20 protein-coding genes are annotated in these 23,613 nt (G+C 59.6%); 14 read left to right on the forward strand and 6 right to left on the reverse strand.

Annotated elements, in window-relative coordinates; translation table 11 throughout:
• Positions 1-48: 48 nt before the first annotated feature.
• Both FHT93_RS09130 and FHT93_RS09135 read left to right on the forward strand, forming a co-directional pair.
• The gene (locus FHT93_RS09130; protein ID WP_113016467.1) at positions 49-774 is read left to right on the forward strand and encodes a LuxR family transcriptional regulator; all 726 of its coding nucleotides are present in this window, start codon (positions 49-51) and stop codon (positions 772-774) included.
• 45 nt (positions 775-819) lie between these two features.
• On the forward strand, positions 820-1,281 hold the full coding sequence (locus tag FHT93_RS09135) for a diguanylate cyclase (protein WP_113115295.1): 462 nt from the start codon (positions 820-822) through the stop codon (positions 1,279-1,281).
• Between the two features lie 51 nt (positions 1,282-1,332).
• Here the strand turns inward: FHT93_RS09135 and FHT93_RS09140 are convergent, their stop codons facing one another.
• The 3 genes from FHT93_RS09140 to FHT93_RS09150 form a co-directional block, all read right to left on the reverse strand.
• On the reverse strand, positions 1,333-2,454 hold the full coding sequence (locus FHT93_RS09140; RefSeq protein ID WP_113208131.1) for a DUF2333 family protein: 1,122 nt from the start codon (positions 2,452-2,454) through the stop codon (positions 1,333-1,335).
• Positions 2,455-2,597: 143 nt separating this feature from the next.
• A complete protein-coding gene (locus FHT93_RS09145; protein ID WP_113208130.1) occupies positions 2,598-3,671 on the reverse strand; it encodes a hypothetical protein in 1,074 nt (357 codons plus the stop codon).
• A gap of 72 nt (positions 3,672-3,743) precedes the next feature.
• Complete coding sequence (locus FHT93_RS09150; RefSeq protein ID WP_112543507.1) at positions 3,744-4,346, reverse strand: thymidine kinase; 603 nt, start codon at positions 4,344-4,346, stop codon at positions 3,744-3,746.
• A gap of 236 nt (positions 4,347-4,582) precedes the next feature.
• On the opposite strand from FHT93_RS09150, the gene FHT93_RS09155 reads away from it, so the two are divergent.
• The 5 genes from FHT93_RS09155 (at position 4,583) to FHT93_RS09175 (ending at position 8,804) form a co-directional block, all read left to right on the forward strand.
• On the forward strand, positions 4,583-5,539 hold the full coding sequence (locus FHT93_RS09155) for a choline ABC transporter substrate-binding protein (RefSeq protein ID WP_112543506.1): 957 nt from the start codon (positions 4,583-4,585) through the stop codon (positions 5,537-5,539).
• A 77-nt stretch (positions 5,540-5,616) separates the two neighbouring features.
• On the forward strand, positions 5,617-6,462 hold the full coding sequence (choW, locus tag FHT93_RS09160) for a choline ABC transporter permease subunit (RefSeq protein ID WP_113115299.1): 846 nt from the start codon (positions 5,617-5,619) through the stop codon (positions 6,460-6,462).
• Positions 6,459-7,505, forward strand: coding sequence for a choline ABC transporter ATP-binding protein (choV, locus tag FHT93_RS09165; RefSeq protein ID WP_183847177.1), 1,047 nt, complete (start codon positions 6,459-6,461; stop codon positions 7,503-7,505). The genes choW and choV overlap by 4 nt, the downstream gene beginning before the upstream one ends.
• A gap of 115 nt (positions 7,506-7,620) precedes the next feature.
• Positions 7,621-8,370 (forward strand): pyridoxamine 5'-phosphate oxidase family protein, encoded by a 750-nt coding sequence (locus FHT93_RS09170; protein ID WP_183847585.1) that lies wholly within the window; start codon positions 7,621-7,623, stop codon positions 8,368-8,370.
• Positions 8,371-8,486: 116 nt separating this feature from the next.
• Positions 8,487-8,804: a metalloregulator ArsR/SmtB family transcription factor gene (locus FHT93_RS09175; protein WP_007824533.1), complete on the forward strand. Its 318-nt coding sequence runs from the start codon at positions 8,487-8,489 to the stop codon at positions 8,802-8,804.
• A 143-nt stretch (positions 8,805-8,947) separates the two neighbouring features.
• On the opposite strand, the gene FHT93_RS09180 is transcribed toward FHT93_RS09175, so the two are convergent.
• Positions 8,948-10,921 carry a PhoX family phosphatase gene (locus FHT93_RS09180; RefSeq protein ID WP_113016463.1) on the reverse strand — a complete coding sequence of 658 codons (1,974 nt, stop codon included), beginning with the start codon at positions 10,919-10,921 and terminating at the stop codon, positions 8,948-8,950.
• Positions 10,922-11,168: 247 nt separating this feature from the next.
• Between FHT93_RS09180 and FHT93_RS09185 the strand changes: the two genes are divergently transcribed.
• Together FHT93_RS09185 and FHT93_RS09190 are read left to right on the forward strand one after the other, a co-directional pair.
• Complete coding sequence (locus tag FHT93_RS09185) at positions 11,169-12,497, forward strand: aspartate aminotransferase family protein (protein ID WP_183847179.1); 1,329 nt, start codon at positions 11,169-11,171, stop codon at positions 12,495-12,497.
• Positions 12,498-12,637: 140 nt separating this feature from the next.
• Positions 12,638-13,696, forward strand: coding sequence for a lipoprotein signal peptide (locus tag FHT93_RS09190; protein ID WP_183847181.1), 1,059 nt, complete (start codon positions 12,638-12,640; stop codon positions 13,694-13,696).
• A gap of 95 nt (positions 13,697-13,791) precedes the next feature.
• On the opposite strand, the gene FHT93_RS09195 is transcribed toward FHT93_RS09190, so the two are convergent.
• Positions 13,792-14,703, reverse strand: coding sequence for an HD-GYP domain-containing protein (locus FHT93_RS09195; RefSeq protein ID WP_112543499.1), 912 nt, complete (start codon positions 14,701-14,703; stop codon positions 13,792-13,794).
• A 607-nt stretch (positions 14,704-15,310) separates the two neighbouring features.
• Between FHT93_RS09195 and FHT93_RS09200 the strand changes: the two genes are divergently transcribed.
• The gene (locus tag FHT93_RS09200) at positions 15,311-16,414 is read left to right on the forward strand and encodes a branched-chain amino acid ABC transporter substrate-binding protein (protein ID WP_112543498.1); all 1,104 of its coding nucleotides are present in this window, start codon (positions 15,311-15,313) and stop codon (positions 16,412-16,414) included.
• 117 nt (positions 16,415-16,531) lie between these two features.
• Entirely contained in the window at positions 16,532-18,229 is a 1,698-nt protein-coding gene (gene ade, locus FHT93_RS09205) for an adenine deaminase (protein ID WP_183847183.1), read from the forward strand.
• Here the strand turns inward: ade and FHT93_RS09210 are convergent.
• Positions 18,222-19,871 (reverse strand): alpha-glucosidase family protein, encoded by a 1,650-nt coding sequence (locus tag FHT93_RS09210; RefSeq protein ID WP_183847185.1) that lies wholly within the window; start codon positions 19,869-19,871, stop codon positions 18,222-18,224. The two genes, ade and FHT93_RS09210, sit on opposite strands and share 8 nt — an antisense overlap.
• Before the next feature lie 275 nt (positions 19,872-20,146).
• Here FHT93_RS09210 and FHT93_RS09215 point away from each other — a divergent pair, with 275 nt between their 5' ends.
• The 3 genes from FHT93_RS09215 to FHT93_RS09225 are packed head-to-tail and all read left to right on the forward strand — an operon-like array spanning position 20,147 to position 23,613.
• A complete protein-coding gene (locus FHT93_RS09215) occupies positions 20,147-21,727 on the forward strand; it encodes a peptide ABC transporter substrate-binding protein (protein WP_112543495.1) in 1,581 nt (526 codons plus the stop codon).
• A 48-nt stretch (positions 21,728-21,775) separates the two neighbouring features.
• Complete coding sequence (locus FHT93_RS09220) at positions 21,776-22,699, forward strand: ABC transporter permease subunit (RefSeq protein ID WP_112543494.1); 924 nt, start codon at positions 21,776-21,778, stop codon at positions 22,697-22,699.
• Entirely contained in the window at positions 22,696-23,613 is a 918-nt protein-coding gene (locus tag FHT93_RS09225; RefSeq protein ID WP_112972163.1) for an ABC transporter permease subunit, read from the forward strand. Before FHT93_RS09220 ends, FHT93_RS09225 begins: the two co-directional genes overlap by 4 nt.

Raw genomic sequence — 23,613 nt, forward strand, 5'->3', positions numbered from 1 at the left:
TATTTACGTATTTGATAGCGGTAACATGGGGACCTGCGGGGGCACATAATGTCTTACATGACTACCTCTGAAAGGCAGTCATTGCTATCGAGCGAATTGGCAGTGGCCCGCACGCGCGGCCTGTTCGGGCAAGCGCTTGGAAGGGTGGCAGCCGCATTCGGTTTTGAGCATATCACTCTGCTGAACGCCCCGGCGAAAGAAGATTTGCTGCTCAAACCACTGATCATCGAGAGCTCGCTCCCGGTTTCCTACATCAGGGATTTCGATCGTGGACATATGTTGCGGGCATGTCCCTTCGCCGCGCGCATGAGAGAATCGGCGGTGCCGCAGGTCTGGCATCTCAACGATCCCGCCCATGCCCAGTCTTTCCCGGCCGGCATCAGGAATTTGATGCTGCAGCATGGCATGACCGCCGGTATCGCGATGCCCGTCAACTCCGGGGATGGACAGCGCCTCGTCTTCTGGTTCGGTGGCGAACGCGCATCCCTTGGACAGAGCGAGATCAATGAACTCGCGATGATTATTCTCTACGCCCTCGACACCTACAATACGGTCAAGCGCAATGAGGAGAGCTCCCACAACGCGCTCTCGGCACGCGAGCTTGAGGTCGTGCGATGGACCGCGCAAGGCAAGACCTCGATCGAGATCGGCCAGATCCTGGCGCTCTCGGATCACACGGTAAATGCCTATATGACCAACGCAATTAAAAAACTCGATTGCGTCAACCGCACTCAGTTGGTAGCAAAAGCCATCCGATTGAAGCTGATCAACTGAGGAATCAGAAGAGAATCAGCGCGTCATCCCAATCAGGGGGAAACCGTGCCTCTTCGTTTCGAACAGCCGGCCGTCGAACATCGGCTGCAATCGCGTGCCCACATTGGTGTGACAGATGCCGAAGCGCTCACCATGTTCGCGGCCTACCGCCTCTTCGGCTTCTGGCGGATGAACATCGAGACCGGACATTTCTTCGCCAGCGAAGACGTACATGAGATTTTCGATCTTCCCTACAGCGAAGGTCCGGTCAACCTGACCGAACTCATGTCGCGCATCCATCAGGAAGACCGGCTACTGATCGCCGAAACCTTCGAGCAGGCGAGCCTTCACCGTGTCGGCTTCCACTATGTCTATCGCGTCGACAACGGGCTCGGCGGCTACAAGATGGTGCGCTCCGTCGGGCAGTTCCGCGACGATGCCAGCGGCGGCGGCATCGTCGGCATCACCTATGAATTCGTCGAGAAGCTGCGCATCCTCGGCTTCGAAGACAACGGCGATCCTGCTTAGCGGCTAAGAAGCCAGGGCATCTGCCGTGCGTCCGAATGGACGTTCCGCGCTCTAGCGGTCCAATACCGAGCGAATTTCAACGAGATTCGAACGCACCCTCAATATGTAGAAGCCCATCGTGGCGAGGTGGCTCGGCATGATCCAGCCGTCTTCACGTCCGTTGGAAATGATCGCCGGCTGGATGCGAAGTGCTGCCTGGAACTGGCGTGTCGTACCCGACCAGATGGCGCCGAGATTTCGCTCCGACACAACCTGAGAGAAGTCTGCCTGTGCGGCCGACAAAATCGCGTAATAAGCGTAGAGCTGACCATATGCGAACCAGAATCGGTCGTCAGCACGCGTGTCGAACCAGCCGCGATCATGATTTTCCGAGCGTTCGGCCAGCATGTCGGATGTGCTGCCGAGATCGTTGGCGATACGGTCGATGAACTGGATGAGGTTGTCGGCGCGACCGTCGAAAACGGCATTGCAGGCAGCCAGATCCGTATTGAATTTCCGCAGGCTATCAATCGCCGTGCGATAATAGGCCGGCGTCGGTGTCTTCGGTCCGAACGGGTTCAGGCCGAAATACCAGCTATATTCATCGAACTGCAGATTGCCGCGCGCATTCTGCAGATCGCTATTTATGCCGGACGTACCGCGTACGCGCCCCAGCGTATCCACCAGTTCCACGGACGTACGGCGAACGGCCTGATTGATGCCGCGCTGGAAGGATGCCTTGTTGTCGAGAAAGGGCGTGTGATCCCAATCGATGCCGAAGAAGCCCATCTTGTAGAGCACCATCGACGAAATCCAGGCATTCTGGTTGACGTTGAAATCCGTCAGATCGGCAGCGACATCGACGATTGCCGAACGCTGGCAGCTCTTGGCAGCAGTCCCGTCCGCCGTCGGAATTTCCTGCCCTGCCGGCACCTTTCGATCCGAAAGACGATACTGGTCGACAAAGTTCGTGTTGAAATTCGACCAGACCTGCGTCTGCCAGATGAAATAGCCATAGAGGACGACGAGAAGTGCGAGAAAGCCGATTATCGGCAGCCGGATCGCCCAAGTCCGCCGCGCATACCATCCGTGCGCGGCCAGGAAGGGCCAGAAGGCCCAGGCGGCAAAAAGGCGAACCCAGCGGCCGATCGTCTGGCCGATCAGTCTGAAAAAACCGGCAATCCGGTCGAACATCGTCGTCTCCTGTCAGGCGGCGAAATGAGGGTATCCCTACCCACCACATATGCGCTCGATCGCTCAAGTACAACAACAGACAAGGATATTTCGGCCGATGGCACGCGATCTGTCAGGGACGGCAGCCTGCCCTCGCCACCCTGTCAGGAACGCAGCGAACGCAAGAAACCGAGGCCGAATACGGGAGATTTTCGCACCACGTCGATCAACGGTGCATCCGAGGGCTCATCGGCATAGGCCGGAAATTTGCGGGCAAAGTCCTGGTCTGCGCGGCTCTTTCGCTGGACCAGATCCTGAGGCACCAGCATGCCCTTTTCGAAAAGCGCTATGGATGCGGCGATATTTGGGAAAAGCTCCGGCTTGATCCTTACTTTCATGCCCGGACGGTCGGTGTCGACCTGTGCCTGGTAGATGACGAGCCGCTCCTCCGTATCGACCGAAAGCTTGCGGATGAGCGCATTGCAGCCGGCGATACGGCCATTCAATCTGTCGACGAAGGTCTGGAACATGCCGATGAAGCGTTCGCGCCGCTGGCTTTCGTCGCGCATCGCATGTTCCTCGACGGAAATGCGCTCTGCCTCCGCTTTCAGCGCGAGGCGCTCCGCCTCCATCTGCTCCCAATGCGCCTTGTTGCCGTAGACGCCGATGCGACCCTGTGCGTTCAATGCCTTGGCGTTGAGCTCCTTCATCCGCATTCGCGCAATATCAATCTCGTCGACGAGTCGTCGCCGGTGCTCGACAATGTCGACGAGGCTCAGTTCGGCGCTCTTGTGACGCTCGACAAGCGATTGCCTCTGGTCCTTGAGCAGCGTTGCCAACAGATCGGATTTCGCCAGGAGATCGAGCAGTTGCTCCACGACCGGTGCCTCGCGCACCCGCGCGCTGTGCATACGCCACATGCGCTGTCGGGAAAACCAGCCGGCGATCTTTTCGCGCCGCGTCAATCCGCGAAAACTGTCGAGGTCCGCCGAGACTTTGGCAGTGAACTGGTCGAGCGAGAAGACGAGTTCCGCAAGCAGCACATCAAGCGTGGAACTGTCGGTTAAGAAGGCCTGGAATCGCGCATTCTGCTCCAGGAAAAGCTCATCGGACGAGCGCTGCCCGTCACCATCGAAGCCTGCGATGCAAGCGGCACAATAGTCCGCCTCCCCGCCCATGGCCTCGGCAAGGTCGCGGGCGGCATCATACTGGCTGTCGAAGGGCGGGCTCTTGCGCACCGGGCACTCCAGGGAATCTACGGATTGCAGATTAGTCATTTGCATCGCCGAAGAAAACAGGCCTTTGCCTGCTCAGACCGGCTCGGCAATCCATTCGCCGTTCATCGCGTCATCCCAATGGCGGCGACACAGCGAAACATATTTCTCGTTCCCCCCGACATCGATCTGTGCGCCTTCGTGCAGCACCTTGCCCTCCGCATCGAGCCGCACCACCATGGTGGCCTTGCGCCCGCAATGGCAAATGGTCCGCACCTCCCGCATCTCGTCGGCGATTGCCAGGAGTTCCTGAGAGGCCGGGAAGAGCTTGCCCTGGAAATCCGTTCTCAGGCCGTAGACCATGACGGGTATGCCAAGCCTGTCGACCACGCGGGCAAGCTGCCAGATGTGATCGCGGGTCATGAAATGTGCCTCGTCGACGAAGACGCAGGAGATCGCCTGCCCTTCACTGCTGAGTTTGCGCACCAGCGCATAGAGATCGCTGTCGCCTTCGAAGGGGATTGCCTCTGCCTCGAGCCCGATGCGCGAACCGATGACACCCCGCCCGACCCGATCGTCGAAGGCCGCGATCAGGAGAACCGTGCGCATGCCGCGCTCGTGGTAATTGTAGGAGGCCTGCAGCAGCATGGTCGACTTGCCGGCATTCATCGTCGAGTAGTTGAAATAGAGCTTTGCCATCGAATTCTCCTTATCTGGCTTCTTGGAAGCTGGAGAACGCAAAGAAAAGCCCCAAGAAATCGATAATCACAGGAAATCCAGGCGGCGAAATCGCCAAAAGCCTTGAAATTCAAGCTTTCTCAAAAAACGCCGGAGCGTCGCAATCATATAGTCCGGAACGCCGCAAACGCGCCGAGATCGCTTGTAAAACTGGTCTATTGATGGTTGGCTTGGGAACGTAAGACTGGGAGTCTAAAATGAAAACAACAAGCGCATTCAAACTCGTCACCGCAACTGCAGTCGCCGCGCTCTCTGTCGCGACCGCTGCTTTCTCCGCAGATCCTGAAAGCTGCTCCACCGTCCATCTCTCGGACATCGGCTGGACGGACGTCACCTCGACCACTGCGACCGCTTCCCTGCTTCTGAAGAAGCTCGGTTATGAGGCCGATATCAAGGTTCTCTCCCTGCCGGTCACCTATACCTCGATGAAGAACAAGGACATCGACGTCTTCCTCGGCAACTGGATGCAGTCCCAGAAGGCCGATATCCAGCCCTATCTGGACGACAAGTCGGTCGAATCCTACGGTCCGAACCTCGTTGGCGCCAAATATACGCTGGCGACCAATGCCAAGGGCGCCGAACTCGGCATCAAGGACTTCAAGGATATTGCCGCTCACAAGGACGATCTCGACGGCAAGATCTACGGCATCGAGCCCGGCAACGACGGCAACCGCCATGTCATCGACATGATCGACAAGGACACCTTCGGCATGAAGGCCATGGAGCTCGTCGAATCCTCCGAGCAGGGCATGCTGGCGCAGGTCGCCCGCGCCGAGAAGGAAGGCAAGCCCATCGTCTTCCTCGGCTGGGAACCGCATCCGATGAATACCAACTTCAAGATGACCTATCTGTCGGGTGGCGACGACACGTTCGGACCGAATTTCGGCGGCGCCGAAGTCTATACCAACGTTCGTGCCGGCTATCTCGGCGAGTGCCCGAACGTCGGGACGCTGGTCAAGAATCTCAAGTTCTCCCTGAAGATGGAGAACGAGATCATGAACAAGATCCTGAATGAGGGCGAAGATCCGGAAAAGGCAGCGGGCGAATGGCTGAAGGCCAATCCGTCCGCGGTCGAGCCCTGGCTCGCCGGCGTCAAGACGCGCGATGGCAGCAGCGACGGCCTCGCAGCCGTCAAGTCCGGCCTCGGCCTCTGATGAAATGAACGGGGCGGGTCTGCCGCCCCGTTTTCGTTTTCATCCCGATCTTCGTTCTCAAAAGACAGGCGCGCCTCGTGAATTGGATCACCGACGCTAAAATTCCCATTGGCCCCTGGGCTAAGTCCTTTGTCGATTGGCTGACATCGAACGGCGAATGGTTTTTCAACCAACTCTCCGCCCTGTTGTCGCACGTCATCAATGCCTTGCTTTTCGTGCTGCAGACGCCCAATCCGCTGGTTGCGGTCCTTGCGATCAGTCTCCTCGCCTGGTGGCTGCGCCGGTCGATTGCAGTAGCGGTCTTCACCTGTCTTGGGCTGCTGCTCATCATGAATCAGGGCTACTGGAAGGAGACGACGGAAACGCTGGCGCTCGTGCTCGCCGCAACTTTCGTCAGCATGGTGATCGGCATTCCGCTCGGCATTGCGGCTGCCCGCCGCGCCTGGATCTATGCCGCCATGCGGCCCGTCCTGGACCTCATGCAGACCATTCCGACTTTCGTCTATCTGATTCCAGCGCTTATCCTTTTCGGCCTCGGCATGGTGCCGGGCCTGATTGCAACCGTCATCTTCGCCATCCCCGCTCCCATCCGCCTCACCCGCCTCGGTATCATCTCGACGCCCCCCTCCCTCGTCGAAGCAGCCGTCGCCTTCGGCGCAACGCCGATGCAGGTTCTGCGCAAGGTAGAGCTGCCCTTCGCGACGCCGCAGATCATGGCCGGCCTGACACAGACCATCATGCTCTCCCTCTCGATGGTCGTCATCGCCGCCCTCGTCGGCGCTCCCGGTCTCGGCGTACCGGTGGTACGTGCCCTGAACACCGTCAATATTGCCAAGGGTTTTGAGGCAGGCTTCTGCATCGTTATCCTGGCAATCATTCTGGACCGCATGTTCCGCACCGCAGGCGAAGGAGACGGCGCATGACCGCGGTCAGTTTCAAGGACGTCAGCATCATCTTCGGCGACCGGCCGGAAATTGGGCTCGCGATGGTCGATCAAGGTCGCTCACGCGACGAGATCAGCGCTGAGACCGGCCTCGTTCTCGGTGTCGCCAATGCCTCGCTGACGATCCAGGAAGGCGAAATCCTCGTGCTGATGGGCCTTTCAGGCTCCGGCAAGTCCACGCTCTTGCGCGCCGTCAACGGACTCGCCCCCGTCGTGCGCGGCGACGTCGCCGTCTCGGCGGCAACGGGACTGGTAAACCCCTACAGATGCAATGCCAAGGCGCTGCGCGACCTGCGCACGCATACGGTTTCCATGGTGTTCCAGCAGTTCGCCCTTCTGCCCTGGCGCACAGTCGCGGAGAATGTCGGCTTCGGCCTCGAACTCTCGGGCGTACGGGAAGCCGAACGCAAGAGCCGGGTCGGCGAGCAACTCGAACTCGTCAACCTGACGAAATGGGCGGACCGCAAGGTCAACGAACTCTCCGGCGGCATGCAGCAGCGCGTCGGCCTTGCCCGCGCATTTGCCACCGGCGCCCCGATCCTCCTGATGGACGAGCCGTTCTCGGCACTTGATCCGCTGATCCGCACGCGACTGCAGGACGAATTGCTGGAATTCCAGCGGCGACTGAAGAAGACCATTCTCTTCGTCAGCCACGATCTCGACGAGGCCTTCCGCATCGGCAACCGCATCGCCATTATGGAGGGCGGAAGGATCATCCAGTGCGGAACGCCACAGGAGATCGTCAAGAACCCGGCCGATCAATATGTCGCCGATTTCGTGCAGAACATGAACCCGATCAACATGCTGATGGCCTCTGACATCATGCAGCCCGGGCTTGGCGAGGCGGCAATCGGCATGTCGGTCAGCGCCACCGCGCGCCCCACGACGCCGCTCGTCGATGTCCTCGATGCCCTCGCCCGGCAGCCCGGCAGTATCGGTGTCGTCGACAACGGCCAGATCGTTGGCACTATCTCGGCGCAGGATGTCGTCACCGGCCTCACCCGGCACAGGCGCAAGGCCTGAAACAGGTTGGCGATACGGCACCGAAAACAAAGCACTGAAGCGCGGCGAGCAAATCTCGGAGATCACGCCACGCTTTAGACTTGATCCTTCCACTCCGCTTTGCGACAACGCGGATATGAAAGAGCCATCCTCTACGCTTCACGAAACCGACGACGAGGCCCGCAAGCTGGCGCGCACCCTCTTGCGCTCTGCCCGCTATGCGGCTCTCGCCGTTCTCGATCCTGAAACCGGCTTTCCCTTCGCAAGCCGGGTTCTCCTCGGCACCGACATAGACGGCGTTCCAGTCATTCTCGTTTCCGCGCTCTCGACCCACACGAAAGCACTTGCCGCCGATACCAGAGCCTCGCTCCTGACCGGCGAGCCCGGCAAGGGCGATCCGCTTGCCCATGCGCGGTTGACGACCCAGTGCCGTGCGGAACGGGTGGAGCGGGATACGCTCCTTCATACGCGCATCCGCAGCCGCTTTCTCGCACGTCACCCAAAGGCGAACCTCTATATCGACTTCCCGGATTTCCGCTTCTTCCGCCTTGTCCCGCAATCGGCGAGCCTCAATGGCGGCTTCGGTCGTGCATACATTTTGGACGGCAGTGATCTCGTGATTCCCTCCGCGGCAAATGATGACATCGCGGAAAAAGCTGACGCCGCAGTGCAAGATTTAATAGCGCGCCATCCGGACCTGATGTCAGCGCTGACATTGAGGCTAAAGGCTCCGGAAGCAGGTCCCTGGCGCATAAGCGGTGTCGATTCCGCCGGTTTTGATATGATTTCAGGTGACTTATTGTTGCGTTGCGAGTTCGATATACCCGCTGAGGATTTGGATCACATTTGTTCAAACATATCTAAAATAGCATACCTGATACCTTAAATTTAGGTATATACAATCTTCAAACCCAATTGCTAGTTTTCGCCGTCAGTCAAAGAACCGTCTGACGGCCTGTGCCTGTACGGATGATGTACGTTTCGCATTAGGAAGAAGAAAATATGGAAACCTCTGATTTGGCCGAGCACACCAATGTGGCGGCAGCTTTATTATCGGCCATGGCCAACCCCAAGCGTTTGCTGATCCTCACCAGCCTGGTAAAGGGAGAAGTGCCTGTCGGCGTTCTCGCTACCCAGGTTGGCCTGAGCCAGTCGGCCCTCTCCCAGCATCTGTCGAAATTGCGCGCTCAGAAGCTGGTCAAGACCCGTCGTGATGCACAGACGATCTACTATTCCAGCAACTCCGAGCCGGTCATGAAGATCCTTGCAACACTCGAGGATATCTACGTGGCTCAGAACCGGAGCAGGTCTGCAGCCTGATGTTAGCGCTGACATGATGTCAGTCTGAGCAACGTTCAAGGAGATGTTTCCGCGGACGCTGCTTATGCTATTTTCAGCACGTGAAGCCTTAGAGGCCGGCAATTCGCAAGAATTGCCGGCCTTGTTTGGTTGGAGAAGCGGGCTTAGCTGCCCACCACTCCGTTCTTGCTGCGCGTCAGCACGACAAGCGACGGACGGGCCGGTACGCCCGGCTTGAAGTCCGGCCAGCTGGTGCCGGCATCTTCCATCGAAGTCGCATCCTCGTTGTCGGCCATGCGCAATTCGCCCGGATGTTGGACCGAGAGGAAGACGCTGGAACCATCAGAGGTGAAGGTCGGAGAGCAGGTCTCCGAACCGACGGGCGCGATATAGATGAGCTTCGGCAGCGCGCGGCCCGGACCTTCTGTATCCATCACATAGACGGAATCGGCGATGCCTTCCGGCGGCGGACCGTCGGTCGTCACCCAAAGACGACCTGCCGGATCGACGGCAAGATTATCAGGATCAGTAAACCATCCGGCCGAAGTGGTCGCCGGATGGAACATCGCCTGGTCTTCGGGCTTTGCCGGATCTCCGCAAAGGACGAAGACATCCCATTTGAAGCTCTCGGCTGCGTAGTCAGGCTTGTCCGGACCGCCGGGGGTTACGAGTTCCAGCAGGTGCCCATGCGGATTGGGGCCACGCGGATTGGCAACGTTGACCTGTTCCTTCTCGTCGTCACCCTGGCCCTTCGGCAGGCGGTCCTCATTCTCCGTCATGGCAACATAGAGCTTGCCGGTGCCGAGATGCGGGATGAAACCTTCCGGGCCGTCCATCGGTGTCGCACTGACGAGATCGGCCGCAGCGCGCGTTGCGAGGACCACATCGGCCTGCGTCTTGAAACCGGCTTCCGCCGTCAGCGGGCCTTCGCCGGCAACGAGCGGGATCCAGCGCATCGTGCCGTCGCTCTCGAACTTGGCGACCGACAGCGTGCCGTGGTCGAGCAGGTCCTTGTTGGCGGCACGATCGTCAGGGTTCCACGGATCGCGGGTGACGAAGCGATAGATATATTCGAAATCGTCATCATCGCCCATGAAGACCACGACGCGGCCATCCGGCGCCACGCAACACTGTGCGCCTTCATGTGTCATGCGGCCGAGCGATGTACGCTTGACCGGCTTTGCCGAGGGATCGAAGGGATCGATTTCGACGACCCAGTCGAAACGCATCCATTCGTTCGGCTCTTCCTCGAACTTGAAGCGCGGTTCGACGCGGCTGACGGAATAGATGTCGTTCTCATCCTCGTCCCAGCCCTGGCGCTCGACCAGTTCCTGGTTCGGGAGCTTTTTATAGTCGCCGGCAAAGACGTCCATTGCGCCTTCTTCACCTGAGAGCATCGTGCCCCAGGGCGTGATGCCGCCATTGCAGTTCGAGATCGTGCCGAAGACGACCGTACCGGTCGGATCGGCCTTGGTCTTGAGGCGGTCGTCACCGGCAGCCGGGCCGGAAATGCCGATTTCCGTGCTCATGTGGATGCGGCGATTATATTTGCCGTCCTTGACCACCTGCCACTGATTGCCGTCCTTGCGCACCTCAAAGACGGAGACGCCGACAGCGGCCATGACCGCACGGATCTGGTCCTCGGTCAGCTTCTCGCGATAATTCTCCGCCGTCAGGCCCGGGAACATCAGGAAGGGCGTCGCATATTCGTGGCTGACGACCATCAGGCCGTGGTCCGAGCTCTTCTCGCCCCAGGGCAATGGCAGGAACTGCGTGAAGTCGTTATTGTAGCCGAACTGGCGTTCGGCGGCCTTGCCGTTGAGCTTGGCCACGTCGAATTCCGGGCTGTCGGCAAAGAGTGCATCGCCCCAGCGAATGAGGATTTGGCGCTCGTAGCCTTCGGGCCAGTGGTCGGCCGTGTCGCGCACGCGCTTCAGTTCTGGGAAAGTGAGCGTCGACTCGGCAGCTTCTGCCTTGGTGGCTTCAAAAGCCGGCGCAAAGGCGGCCGCGCCCATGGCTGCGATGAAGCCTTTCAGAATGGTACGGCGACGAACGCCTTCTTCGAGAATGGTGCCGTAGCTCGGCGCAAATGCACGCCGCGGATTGGGGCGCGGCCTGGTTTTCTGGCGGTCCGTCATGACTACCTCCGGTAAAAACGGTTGAATTTCAAGGAAATGAATGAAATGCCCTTGGCCATTGCGGCCATCGATTTCTGTAGCAATGCCCAGCGAAGGATTGATGACGCTTCAAGCGTCTCGGGAACGGCATTTGGCGGCGCTTCTTCGGCTTGACGCCTTGCCCGGCGCTGATAATTTGACCGGGCAGTAAAAATAAACGGCGCCAAGCCTTGAACGGGATGGCCTCCCCAACGGCCAGGAGAACAGCATGTCCAACCGCCTGAATGCAACGCCAAACGACCTTCGCGCCTTTTGGATGCCCTTTACCGCAAACCGCCAGTTCAAGAAGGAACCGCGCCTCTTCGTGAGTGCGAAGGATATGTACTACCAGACCCATGACGGACGTCAGGTTCTGGATGGTACGGCTGGCCTCTGGTGCGTGAATGCCGGACACTGCCGCCCGAAGATCACCGAAGCGATCCGCGAGCAGGCGGGCGAACTCGATTACGCCCCCGCTTTCCAGCTCGGTCACCCCAAGGCCTTTGAACTCGCCAACCGCTTGGTCGACATCGCCCCCGAGGGATTGGATCACGTCCTCTACACCAATTCCGGTTCTGAATCGGTGGAAACGGCGCTCAAGGTGGCGCTTGCCTATCACCGCGTGAAGGGCAATGGCTCACGCTTCCGCCTGATCGGCCGCGAGCGCGGCTATCACGGCGTCAACTTCGGCGGCATCTCCGTCGGCGGCATCGTCACCAATCGCAAGATGTTCGGCACGCTTTTGACCGGCGTCGACCACATGCCGCATACCCACCTGCCCGGAAAGAACAATTTCACCCGCGGCGAGCCTGAAATTGGCGGCGATCTCGCCACTGAACTCGAGCGCATCGTCACCCTGCATGACGCCTCCACGGTCGCCGCCGTCATCGTCGAGCCGGTCGCCGGCTCCACCGGCGTGCTCATTCCGCCGAAGGGCTACCTGCAGAAACTGCGCGAAATCTGCACTAAGCACGGCATCCTGCTGATCTTCGACGAAGTCATCACCGGCTTCGGCCGCCTCGGTGCTCCCTTCGCGGCCCAGTATTACGACGTGAAGCCCGACATGATCACCGCCGCCAAGGGCCTGACCAACGGCGTCATCCCGATGGGCGCCGTCTTCGTGACCTCGGAAATCCACGATGCCTTCATGAACGGCCCCGAGCATATGATCGAGTTCTTCCACGGTTATACCTATTCGGGTAACCCGATCGCTTCGGCAGCAGCCCTTGCAACGCTCGACACCTACAAGGAAGAAAGCCTGCTGACGCGCGCAGCCGAACTCGCCGACTATTGGGCCGATGCGCTGCATTCGCTGAAGGATTGCCCCAACGTCATCGACATCAGAAATACGGGTCTCATCGGCGCCATCGAGCTCGACCCGATTGCCGGCGAGCCGACCAAGCGCGCCTTCACGGCCTTCCTCAAGGCCTATGAAAGCGGCCTGCTGATCCGCACGACAGGCGACATCATCGCGCTCTCGCCGCCGCTGATCATCGAGAAGAAGCACATCGACGAGCTCTTCGGCAAACTGCGCACGATCCTGCAGAACAACATCTGAGCGCAATCATCCCGGATGAATTCAAGGGCGAGGCTCCGGCCTCGCCCTTTCTTTTTGATGTCGGCGACCTCGATCGCGTTATCGGTCTCCGGTGTGACGGATTTCCTGCAGACAGGGCAAATCACCCCAATGGAGATCCCATGCAAAGACTCGTCTTCCTTCTCTCCCTCGCCCTGCTGCTGGCACCTGCAGCACACGCCGGAACCGGTTTTCGTGAAATCACCCTGGCCGACAAGAATAGCGACAGCCCTGTTCATGTCAGCATCTGGTATCCAACCGCATCCGACGCCGCGCCGGTTCTTCTCGGCGAAACCCCGGCCTTTATCGGTCAGCCCGTGATCCGGGATGCCGCACCCATGACCGGCCCACATCCGCTGGTCGTCCTCTCCCATGGTTACGGCGGCAGCTGGCGCAACCTCGCCTGGCTTGCCGCCGACCTCGTTGACGCAGGCTATGTCGTTGCCGCGCCCGATCATCCGGGTACGACGACATTCGACATGCGGAAACCCGACGCCGTCGAACTGTGGAAACGCCCCGGCAACCTCAGCCGCGTGATCGATGCTCTGCTCGGCAATCCCGATCTGACGGGCGGCGTGGCATCCGGTCGGATTGCCGCCATCGGCCATTCACTCGGCGGCTGGACGGTCGTCGAACTGGCGGGCGGACGCTTCGATGCGGCCAGGGTAACGAGGAATTGCGCGGCTGAATTCAGCCCGATTTATTGCAAGATATTCGAGGCACTGGGTGTCGGCCGCGATGCAGCCTCCAGCGCGGCGCTGGCCGCCGATCTCAGCGATACGAGAATCCGCGCCGTCGTGGCACTCGACCTCGGCCCCGGCCGCGGGCTGACGCCGGAGAGCCTTGCGGCAATCCACATCCCCGTCATGGTGCTGGGTGCTCAGGCGGACGTCGATGCGGAGACGGCAACCAAGGCGGACATCGCCGCCACGAACAAGGACTCCGGCTATATTGCCCGCTATCTGCCGCCAGCAACCACTACCTACAGCCTGATCCCCGGATCGCTGCATTTCAGCTTCATGCAGACATGCAAACCTGGCGCCGCCGAACTGATCGAGAAAGAGGCGCCCGGCGAGAGCATCGTCTGCCGGGATGGTGTCGGCGCCGATCGCGCAGCCATTCACCGGCAGGTTTCCGGCATGGTTACGGATTTCCTGGGAACTGCGCTCGCGGATCAATAGACAAGGCCCCTCATCCTCGCGCCTCAGAGAGCCGTGAATGACGAAGACGCAGGCTGCGGATCAGATCCGCAGCCTGCCCCTCAAAACGGATACGTTCAGGAGACGGAGGCGACCGAAAGGCAGAGGGCAAACTTTTTGACGAGCCGGCGATCGAAATGTCCTTCGTTGGCCAGCATCCAGGTCAGCGCCTCTTTCGCGCTCCACGCTGACTTGTAGGGGCGCGCCGAAGTGACCGCGTCATAGACATCGCAAATCGCCGCAAGGCGTGCGTGAAGGCTGATTTCGCCATGGGAGAGCTTGCGCGGATAACCCTTGCCGTCGATCCGTTCATGATGATTGAGGCAGACGTCGAGAACAATTTCCGACATGCCCTCCTGACGCGCCAGGATCGCATGCCCCTTTTCCGGATGATCGCGGATCAGTTGCATCTCGTCTTCGTTCAGGCGCCCCTCCTTATTGAGCACTTCGAGCGGAATTTCGAGCTTGCCGACATCGTGCAACAGCCCCGCCGTACCGAGCGCCTGCACCACTTCCTCATCCAGTCCGAGGTGGCGGCTGAAAAGGATCATCAGGGCACTGACAGAAAGGGAATGCAGAAAGGTGACTTCGTCCTTGGATTTCAGCCGGGTAACGCTGATGAAGACGGCAGGATGGTCATCCATCGATTTGGAAACAGAGGAAATTACCGGCTCGACCTGGTCGACGGAGATCGCATCTCCGCCCCGCAGCCGGCCGAAGACATTTTCCAGCACTTCCACGGATTTCTGAATGGTCTCGCGCGCCGCCTTGATGTCGATCTCGATCTTGCGGGAGGTACCTCCGACATCGATACCCTTGGTGGTGTTGATCACGACACCTGCATCCGCACATTCATTGAGCTTCAGCGTATCGCTCTCACGCCGCAGTAAGAACCGTCGCCGGGATAGAAGAGGATGGTCCCAGACACCCTCGACCATCTCGATAAACATTCCGGTCCGCACTTGCCTAGCTTCAATACGCTTGAGCATTCAGATATCTGTTCCCGCTATATGTCTGAATCGACAAATCGAATATTTTATTGCACCGCAACAATATACTAGGGAATAGTAGTTATACTCGGATTCTCAGAATCAATTGTTAACTCGCTAAAACAGCAAAGCAAAAACAGCGGTCAGCGGCGCCATGACCAGATATGGGCTTATCCTCAGCCGCCGATATGCTCTGTTGAGGACAGCTTCGCCCTACAAGTCCGCACGACTGAACGTATGGGGCCGGAAGAACCCAACTCTGACAATTGCGGATTGAGATTGCCCTGACAGGGGTGCCGTGATCTGCCGATCAGCCGGGCAGGACAGACCGAAAATTGCGAGAAATGGACTGAAAAATCAAAAAATCGGGCGCAATCTTTTCAGATTTGGCGAAATCGGCCCCGATCTTGTTATCATCTTGCGGAATCTCACCGAAATTTCTAGAAATCTTGCCATGCGCCGGGCGAGCCAAATATGGCCGCGGGGCTCATTGATCGTGCAGCTTTTCCTCGTCCTTGGCACGCTCCCAACGGGATCGCTGACAAAAGAATGGCCTGCGCGACAAGCAACCGGTGGTCGAAGACGACCCTACCCAAGGAGACAGAACATGACCCTGAAGACTCTGACGGCGACGCTGGTCGCCTCGCTGGCATTTGCCCCGCTCGCGCATGCGGATATCGTCATCGGCCTCATCGCGCCGCTGACCGGTCCGGTGGCAGCCTATGGCGACCAGGTAAAGAACGGCGCGCAGACCGCCGTCGATGAAATCAACAAGAGCGGCGGCATTCTCGGCGAGAAGGTCGTGCTCGAACTCGCTGACGATGCCGGTGAGCCGAAGCAGGGCGTTTCTGCTGCGAACAAGGTTGTCGGCGAAGGCATCCGCTTCGTCGTCGGCCCGGTCACCTCGGGCGTTGCCATCCCGGTTTCTGACGTTCTGGCCGAAAACGGCGTGCTGATGGTCACCCCGACCGCCACGGCGCCTGACCTCACCAAGCGCGGCCTGACCAATGTTCTGCGCACCTGCGGCCGGGACGACCAGCAGGCCGAAGTCGCCGCCAAATACGTTCTCGAACATTTCAAGGACAAGCGCGTCGCCATCATCAACGACAAGGGCGCTTACGGTAAGGGTCTCGCCGACGCCTTCAAGGCAACGCTGAACGCTGGTGGCATCACCGAAGTCATCAACGACTCCATCACGCCCGGCGACAAGGACTTCTCCGCGCTGACCACCCGCGTCAAGGCTGAGAAGGTCGATCTCATCTATTTCGGCGGCTACCACCCGGAAGGTGGCCTGCTTGCCCGTCAGCTGCATGACCTTTCGGTCAATGCCCAGATCATCGGCGGCGACGGCCTTTCCAACACGGAATTCTGGACGATCGGCACCGATGCGGCAGCTGGCACGCTGTTCACCAATGCCTCCGACGCCACCAAGAGCCCGGACTCCAAGGCTGCAGCTGATGCGCTCGCCGCCAAGAAGATCCCGGCCGAAGCCTTCACCCTCAACGCCTATGCTGCCGTTGAAGTCCTGAAGGCCGGCATCGAGAAGGCCGGCAGTGCTGAGGATGCAGAAGCCGTTGCTACTGCCTTGAAGGGCGGCGAGCAGATCCCGACGGCGATTGGCAAGCTCACCTATGGCGAGACCGGTGACCTCTCCTCGCAGAGCTTCTCGCTCTACAAGTGGGAAGGCGGCAAGATCGTTGCTGCCGAGTAATCGGAACGAATGGAACATGCGACCGGGCGCCAATGGCGCCCGGTTTCGTTTGCGGGCATCGAATCCGCAAGCAGATGCGCTATAACTCGCGGAATCGATTGCATCGCGAGGGTAGTCATGACCACCAAGCTCGAACGTCTTATTGATCAGGGTGTGGGTCGTGTGCCGGCCGACATCGTGCTGAAAGGCGGACGCTTCTTCGATCTCGTAACCGGCGAACTCGTCCAGTCGGACATTGCCATCGGCGGCGACCGCATCGTCGGAACCTGTGGCAACTACAGCGGCCAAACCGAGATCGACATTTCCGGCAAGATCGTCGTTCCCGGCTTCATCGATACGCATCTGCATATCGAATCCTCTCTCGTCACGCCGCACGAATTCGACCGCTGCGTCCTGCCCTATGGCGTCACGACCGTGATCTGCGACCCCCACGAGATCGCCAATGTGCTCGGCAAGGAAGGCATCGAGTTCTTCCTCGCTTCGGCGCTGGAAACGATCATGGATATCCGCGTCCAGCTGTCCTCCTGCGTGCCGGCTACCCATCTGGAGACATCAGGCGCCGACCTGCCGGTCGAAAGCCTCCTACCCTACCGCGACCATCCCAAGGTCATCGGGCTTGCTGAATTCATGAATTTCCCGGGCGTGATCCATAAGGATCCCGTCTGCATGGCAAAGCTCGATGCTTTCCAGGGCGGGCATATCGACGGCCATGCGCCACTGCTCTCAGGCAATGATCTGAACGGTTATCTCTCGACAGGCATCCGCACCGAGCACGAATGCACGAGCGCGGCCGAAGCCCTGGAGAAAATCCGCAAGGGCATGCACATCCTCGTCCGCGAAGGCTCCGTCTCGAAGGATCTTCACGCCCTGATGCCCATCATCACCGAGCGCCTCTCGCCCTACCTTGCGCTCTGCACCGATGACCGCAATCCGCTCGATATCGCCGAGCAGGGCCATCTCGACTACATGATCCGCACGGCGATCACCCATGGTGTCGAACCACTCGCTGTCTACCGCGCCGCCTCGATCTCGGCTGCCCGCGCCTTCGGCCTGCGCGACCGTGGCCTCGTCGCGCCCGGCTGGAGAGCCGATCTCGTCGTCATCGACAGCCTGGAGAATTGTCGGGCGGAAATGGTCTTCTCGGCCGGCCGTCACGTCACCGATGCGCTTTTTGCCACCCGCAAGTCCGTGTCGCCAGTTGGCCTCGACAGCGTCAAGGCTCGCCCCGTCAATGCAGCCCATTTCGGCGTGCCTGTTTCGGAGGGAGAAACGCCCGTCATCGGCGTCATGCCCGGCAAGATCATCACCGAGCATCGCCGTTACCGCCTGCCGGCGAAAGGGAATCAGACGACCGTCGATCTCGGCAACGACATCATCAAGGTCGCCGTCATCGAGCGTCACGGCAAGAACGGTAATCACGCCAACGGTTTCGTTCAGGGATTCGGATTAAAAAAGGGCGCCATCGCCTCGACGGTCGGCCATGACAGCCATAATATTTGCGTCGTCGGCGTCAGCGAGGATGACATGGCGCTTGCAGCCAATCGCCTGGGTGAGATCAAGGGCGGCTTCGTCGTCGTCGAAGACGGCAAGGTCACGGGTGAGATTGCGCTCCCCGTCGCCGGCCTGATGAGCCTGGAACCCTATGAAACCGTGCGCGACACGCTGCATGATCTGCGCAAGGCAGCCTATGCCCTGGGCACGACCCTGGAGGAACCCTTCCTGCAGGTCGCCTTTCTGCCCCTGCCCGTGATCCCGCATCTGAAGATCTCGGACAAGGGGATGGTGGACGTCGATCGCTTCGCGCTGATCAGCTGATACGAGCGCAGAAGGCGTCAAGCGCCTTGAGCTGCACTGTCTTGGCGCTGGCGGTGGCTTTGAACCCGGGCATGGGCAATGGAGCGCCCAGCACCATGCCGGCAGGAAGCTGAAACTCCGCGGCCTCACGCGTCAGGTTGAAGACGAAGAGCAGTTTCTCGTCTCCCTTCTGCCTGATGAAGGCGAGCAGGTCCTGATTGCTGCCAACGAATTCCATGCTGCCGTCGATCAGCACCGGATAGGTCTTCCGGAATTCGAGCGTACGCCGGTAATGATGCAGCACGGACCTGTCATCATTTTCCTGGGTGTCCACGGAAAGCGCCGCCTGTTCATAGGGCACCGGCAGCCAGCTCTTCTCAGCGCTGGTAAAACCGGCATGCGCCTTGCCGGCTTCCCATGGCATCGGCGTACGGCATCCGTCACGGCCCTTGAAGGCCGGCCAGAAGCGAATGCCATAGGGGTCGCGCAGGTCTTCGAAGGCAAGCTCTGCCTCCGGCAGGCCCAGCTCCTCGCCCTGATAGAGGCAGATCGAACCGCGAAGCGCTGCCAACACCGAAATCGCCAGCTTGGCGATGACGGGCCGCTCCTCTTCCGTTAGCGCGAAGCGGCTGACATGGCGGTTGACGTCGTGATTGGAGAAAGCCCAGCAGACCCACCCATCTTTCACCATGCGCTGGAAGGTCTCTACGCAGCTTCGGACATGCGTGGCGGTAAATTCGGGGCCGAGCAGATCGAAAGTGTAGCACATATGCAGCTTGTCGCCGCCGGTCGTGTAGGCAGCAACGGTCTTCAACGAGCGCGCCCCATCGCCCACTTCACCTACCGTCGTGCGTCCCTCGTATTGATTGAGAAGGGCCCGGAAGCGCTTGAGGAATTCGAGGTTTTCCGGCTGCGTCTTGTCATAGAGGTGGTTCTGCATGCCATAGGGATTGCTGTCGGGCGCATCGAGACCGGCCTGATCCGGATCCGGAACATGCGGCGGATTGTCCCGGAGCAGCTTGTCGCAGAAATAATAGTTCACCGTGTCGAGGCGGAAACCGTCGACGCCGCGGTCGAGCCAGAACTTTACCGTCTTCAGCAGTGCATCCTGAACCGGCTTGCTGTGGAAATTCAGGTCCGGTTGCGAGGTCAGGAAGTTGTGCTGGTAATATTGCCGGCGCACGCCATCCCATTCCCATCCCGGCCCGCCGAAGATCGACAGCCAGTTGTTCGGCGCCGTGCCGTCCGGCTTGGGATCGGCCCAGACATACCAGTCCGCCTTGTCGTTCGTGCGGCTGGAGCGGCTTTCCACGAACCATGGATGCCGGTCGGACGTATGGGAAATCACCTGGTCGATGATGATTTTTATGCCGAGCCTGTGGGCTTCCGACATCATTGCGTCGAAATCGTCGAGCGTGCCGAAAATCGGATCGACATCGCAATAGTCGGAGACGTCATAGCCCATGTCGGCCATCGGCGACTTGAAGAAGGGGGAGAGCCAGATCGCATCGACGCCGAGGCTTGCGATATGGGAGAGGCGCCGGGTTATCCCCTTGAGATCGCCGAGCCCGTCACCATTCGTATCCTGAAACGAGCGCGGATAGACCTGATAGATCACCGCGCCGCGCCACCAATCCGCATTCCCGCCTGTCTGCAACGCCATGAGCCGCCGTCTCCTGCTTCATTTCGCCCGCAAGACTAATGGCGGCGAAGCAAAAAACAACAGTTCAATGGCCCATTCTCGAGCAAAGATCAGCTAGTCGCGATCGGACAAAAGGGAGACGCTTATAAGCTTGTCCACACCCGAATGCTACCCACTGGTTTAGGGGTTGCAACGCCAAACCTTTGCGTTAAGGTGCCGTTGACCTGCACGTAACAGGTCAAACCGGGAACAAATGACCAAAGAAAAGGCGAAAAGCCTAGAAAGGTGGACCCTCCATGTCCTTTTTCACGAAAAAATTTCTCGCGTCTGCAATGGTTGGCTCATTGCTCGCATTTTCGGCCCATGCGGCCACACTGAATATCCATAATGGTGGCGACCCCACCTCGCTGGATCCGCAAAAGCTCTCCGGCGACTGGGAAAACCGTATTGCCGGCGACATTTTCGAAGGCCTTGTCACTGAAGACGCCAAGGACAACCCGGTTCCCGGCCAGGCCGAAAGCTGGACCATTTCCCCCGATGGCAAAGTCTACACTTTCAAGCTGCGTGACGGCATCAAGTGGTCCGATGGCCAGCCGGTAACGGCAGGCGATTTCGTCTTCGCCTTCCAGCGCCTCATCGACCCGAAGAACGCGGCCGACTACGCCTATCTGCAATTCACCATCAAGAACGCGGAAAAGATCAACAAGGGCGAGATCACCGATCTCAACGAACTCGGCGTCAAGGCGATCGACGACAAGACGCTCGAGATCACCCTCGAGAACCCGACCCCCTACTTCATCAACGCCCTGATGCACTACACGGCCTATCCGCTGCCGAAGCATGTCGTCGAGGCCAAGGGTCAGGACTGGGTCAAGATCGGCAACATCGTCACCAACGGTCCGTACAAGCCGACCGAATGGGTCCCCGGTTCGCACGTCACGACCGTCAAGAACGACCAGTATTACGGTGCCAAGGACATCAAGATCGACGGCGCGAAGTTCTTCGTGCTTGAAGACCAGGAAGCCGCCCTGAAGCGCTACCGCGCCGGCGAATTCGATATTCTCACCGACTTCCCGACCGACCAGTATGAGTGGATGAAGAAGAACCTGCCGGGCCAGGCGCATGTCGCTCCCTTCTCCGGCCTTTACTACTACGTCATCAACTCGACCAAACCGCCCTTCAACGACAAGCGCGTCCGCCAGGCTCTGTCCATGGCGATCAACCGCGAAGTCATCGGCCCGCAGATCCTCGGCACCGGCGAACTGCCGGCTTACTCCTGGGTCCCGCCGGGCACTGCAAACTACGGTGAGCCCGCCTATGTCTCCTGGAAGGATCTTTCCTACAAAGACAAGGTCGAAGAAGCCAAGAAGCTGCTGAAGGAAGCAGGCTTCGGCCCGGATCACCCGCTGACCACCGAGCTCAAGTACAACACCAACGACAACCACAAGCGCATTGCCGTCGCGATCGCCTCCATGTGGAAGCCGCTTGGCGTCAATGTCGAGCTCGTCAATGCTGAAACGAAGGTCCACTACGATCAGCTGCAGCGTGGTGAAGTGCAGATCGGCCGTGCCGGCTGGCTCGCCGACTACAACGATCCGGACAACTTCCTGAACCTGCTCGTCACCGGCGTTCAGATGAACTACGGTCGCTGGTCGAATGCCGACTATGACAAGCTGATCAAGGACGGCAACGCTCAGACCGATCTGACGAAGCGCGCCGAGATCTTCAAGAAGGCCGAACAGCTCGCGCTGGACGATTCCGCAGCACTTCCGATCTACTACTACGTCTCCAAGAACGTCGTCTCGCCCAAGATCGAGGGCTTCGTCGACAACGTTCAGGACATCCACCGCACGCGCTGGCTGTCCATCAAGGAATAAGGATGAAAGGCTCTTCCCGGTCACCCCGGGAAGAGCCGCTCCACGCCCATGATCAAATATGCACTCCGTCGATTGCTGTCGACGATCCCCGTCCTGTGGATCGCCGTCACAGCTTGCTTTTTCGTTTTGCGCCTCGCCCCCGGCGGCCCCTTCGATGGCGAAAGGCCATTGCCGCCGGTGATCCTGAAAAACCTCGCGGTTCATTACAACCTGGATAAACCGCTCATTCAGCAGTACCTGATCTACGTTGGTGATCTCCTGCACGGCGACCTCGGCCCCTCCTTCGCGAGCGAGGATTTCACTGTCGCCCAGCAGATCGCGATCGGTCTGCCCTACACCTTCACCATCGGTACGGCTGCCTTCCTGATCGCCATCATCGTCGGCGTCGCCGTCGGCTGTCTTGGGGCGCTCTATCAGAACAAGGCACCGGACTATATTCTGAGTGCTCTCATTCTGGTGGGCGTCGTTCTGCCGAACTTCCTGATCGCACCCATCATGCAGCTCGTCTTCGGCATCCATCTCGCGTGGTTTCCGGTCGGCGGCTGGGGTGATGGCTCGATCAAATATCTCGTCCTGCCGATCTTCGTTCTGGCGCTGCCGCATGCCGGCCGCATCTCGCGCATCACCCGAGGCTCGATGATCGAGGTGATGAACCAGAACTTCATCCGCACTGCCAAGGCCAAGGGCATCGGCCCGCGTCTGACGGTCATGCGTCACGCGCTCAAACCCGCCATGATGCCCGTCGTGTCCTATCTCGGACCGGCGGCAAGTTATCTTCTCACCGGCTCGCTGGTTGTCGAAAGCATCTTCGGATTGCCCGGCATCGGCCGCTATTTCGTCAACGCAGCGCTGAACCGCGATTACGGCATGGTTCTCGGTACGGTCATCTTCTACATGGTGCTGATCGTGTTCCTGAACCTTCTGGTCGACATTGCCTATGCCTGGCTGGACCCGAAAGTGAGAAACAGATGATCCTCAATCCCGCAAAAAGGGAGCTGCTCGCAGCCGAACTGCTGGAAGCCGAAGGCCTGTCTCCGGAAGGCCGCTCGCTGACCAAGGATGCACTGCGTCGCCTCTCGCGCAACAAGGCGGCCGTCATCTCCATCGGCGTGCTGGTGCTGCTCATCATCGTAGCCTTCCTCGGCCCGAACTTCATCCCCTTCAACTATGAAGACCCGGATTGGGCCGCCTTCCGCGCGCCTCCGTCCTTCGAAAGCGGCCATTATTTCGGCACTGACCCGAACGGCCGCGATCTGCTCGCCCGTGTGCTCTACGGCACGCGCGTTTCGCTTGCCGTCGCGCTGACGGCCACGCTCGTCTCCGTCGTCATCGGCGTGCTCTATGGCGCCGTTTCCGGCTATATCGGCGGCAGGCTGGACTCGATCATGATGCGCTTCGTCGACATCATGTACGCGCTTCCCTACATCCTCTTCGTCATCCTGCTGATGGTGATCTTCGGTCGCAACGTTTACCTGCTCTTTGCGGCGATCGGTGCGCTCGAATGGCTGACCATGGCCCGCATCGTGCGCGGCCAGACCCTGTCGCTCAAACACCGCGAATTCGTGGAAGCCGCGCGCGCCTCCGGTCAGAAACCCTTCAAGATCATCACCAAGCACATCATCCCGAATCTCGTCGGCCCCGTCGTCATCTTCGCGGCGCTGACGGTACCTGAGATCATCGCGACCGAGAGCTTCCTCTCCTATCTCGGCTTCGGCGTGCAGGAACCGCTGACCTCGCTCGGCACCCTCATTGCCGAAGGCACCGACGCCATGGAAAGCATGCCCTGGCTGCTGGTCTTCCCGGCAAGCTTCCTTGTGGCCCTGCTGCTCAGCCTGCTGTTCATCGGCGACGGGCTGCGCGACGCATTCGACCCGAAGGATCGATAG

The organism is Rhizobium sp. BK379 (assembly GCF_014193955.1).
GTDB lineage: Bacteria > Pseudomonadota > Alphaproteobacteria > Rhizobiales > Rhizobiaceae > Rhizobium.

Coding starts and splice junctions, on each gene's coding strand:
- FHT93_RS09175 (WP_007824533.1), top strand. CDS start 8,487: ATGGAAACCTCTGATTTGGCCGAGCACACCAATGTGGCGGCAGCTTTA.
- choV (WP_183847177.1), top strand. CDS start 6,459: ATGACCGCGGTCAGTTTCAAGGACGTCAGCATCATCTTCGGCGACCGG.
- FHT93_RS09180 (WP_113016463.1), bottom strand. CDS start 10,921: ATGACGGACCGCCAGAAAACCAGGCCGCGCCCCAATCCGCGGCGTGCA.
- FHT93_RS09185 (WP_183847179.1), top strand. CDS start 11,169: ATGTCCAACCGCCTGAATGCAACGCCAAACGACCTTCGCGCCTTTTGG.
- FHT93_RS09220 (WP_112543494.1), top strand. CDS start 21,776: ATGATCAAATATGCACTCCGTCGATTGCTGTCGACGATCCCCGTCCTG.
- FHT93_RS09140 (WP_113208131.1), bottom strand. CDS start 2,454: ATGTTCGACCGGATTGCCGGTTTTTTCAGACTGATCGGCCAGACGATC.
- FHT93_RS09150 (WP_112543507.1), bottom strand. CDS start 4,346: ATGGCAAAGCTCTATTTCAACTACTCGACGATGAATGCCGGCAAGTCG.
- FHT93_RS09200 (WP_112543498.1), top strand. CDS start 15,311: ATGACCCTGAAGACTCTGACGGCGACGCTGGTCGCCTCGCTGGCATTT.
- FHT93_RS09170 (WP_183847585.1), top strand. CDS start 7,621: ATGAAAGAGCCATCCTCTACGCTTCACGAAACCGACGACGAGGCCCGC.
- FHT93_RS09195 (WP_112543499.1), bottom strand. CDS start 14,703: ATGCTCAAGCGTATTGAAGCTAGGCAAGTGCGGACCGGAATGTTTATC.
- FHT93_RS09225 (WP_112972163.1), top strand. CDS start 22,696: ATGATCCTCAATCCCGCAAAAAGGGAGCTGCTCGCAGCCGAACTGCTG.
- FHT93_RS09210 (WP_183847185.1), bottom strand. CDS start 19,871: ATGGCGTTGCAGACAGGCGGGAATGCGGATTGGTGGCGCGGCGCGGTG.
- FHT93_RS09215 (WP_112543495.1), top strand. CDS start 20,147: ATGTCCTTTTTCACGAAAAAATTTCTCGCGTCTGCAATGGTTGGCTCA.
- FHT93_RS09130 (WP_113016467.1), top strand. CDS start 49: ATGTCTTACATGACTACCTCTGAAAGGCAGTCATTGCTATCGAGCGAA.
- FHT93_RS09155 (WP_112543506.1), top strand. CDS start 4,583: ATGAAAACAACAAGCGCATTCAAACTCGTCACCGCAACTGCAGTCGCC.
- FHT93_RS09190 (WP_183847181.1), top strand. CDS start 12,638: ATGCAAAGACTCGTCTTCCTTCTCTCCCTCGCCCTGCTGCTGGCACCT.
- ade (WP_183847183.1), top strand. CDS start 16,532: ATGACCACCAAGCTCGAACGTCTTATTGATCAGGGTGTGGGTCGTGTG.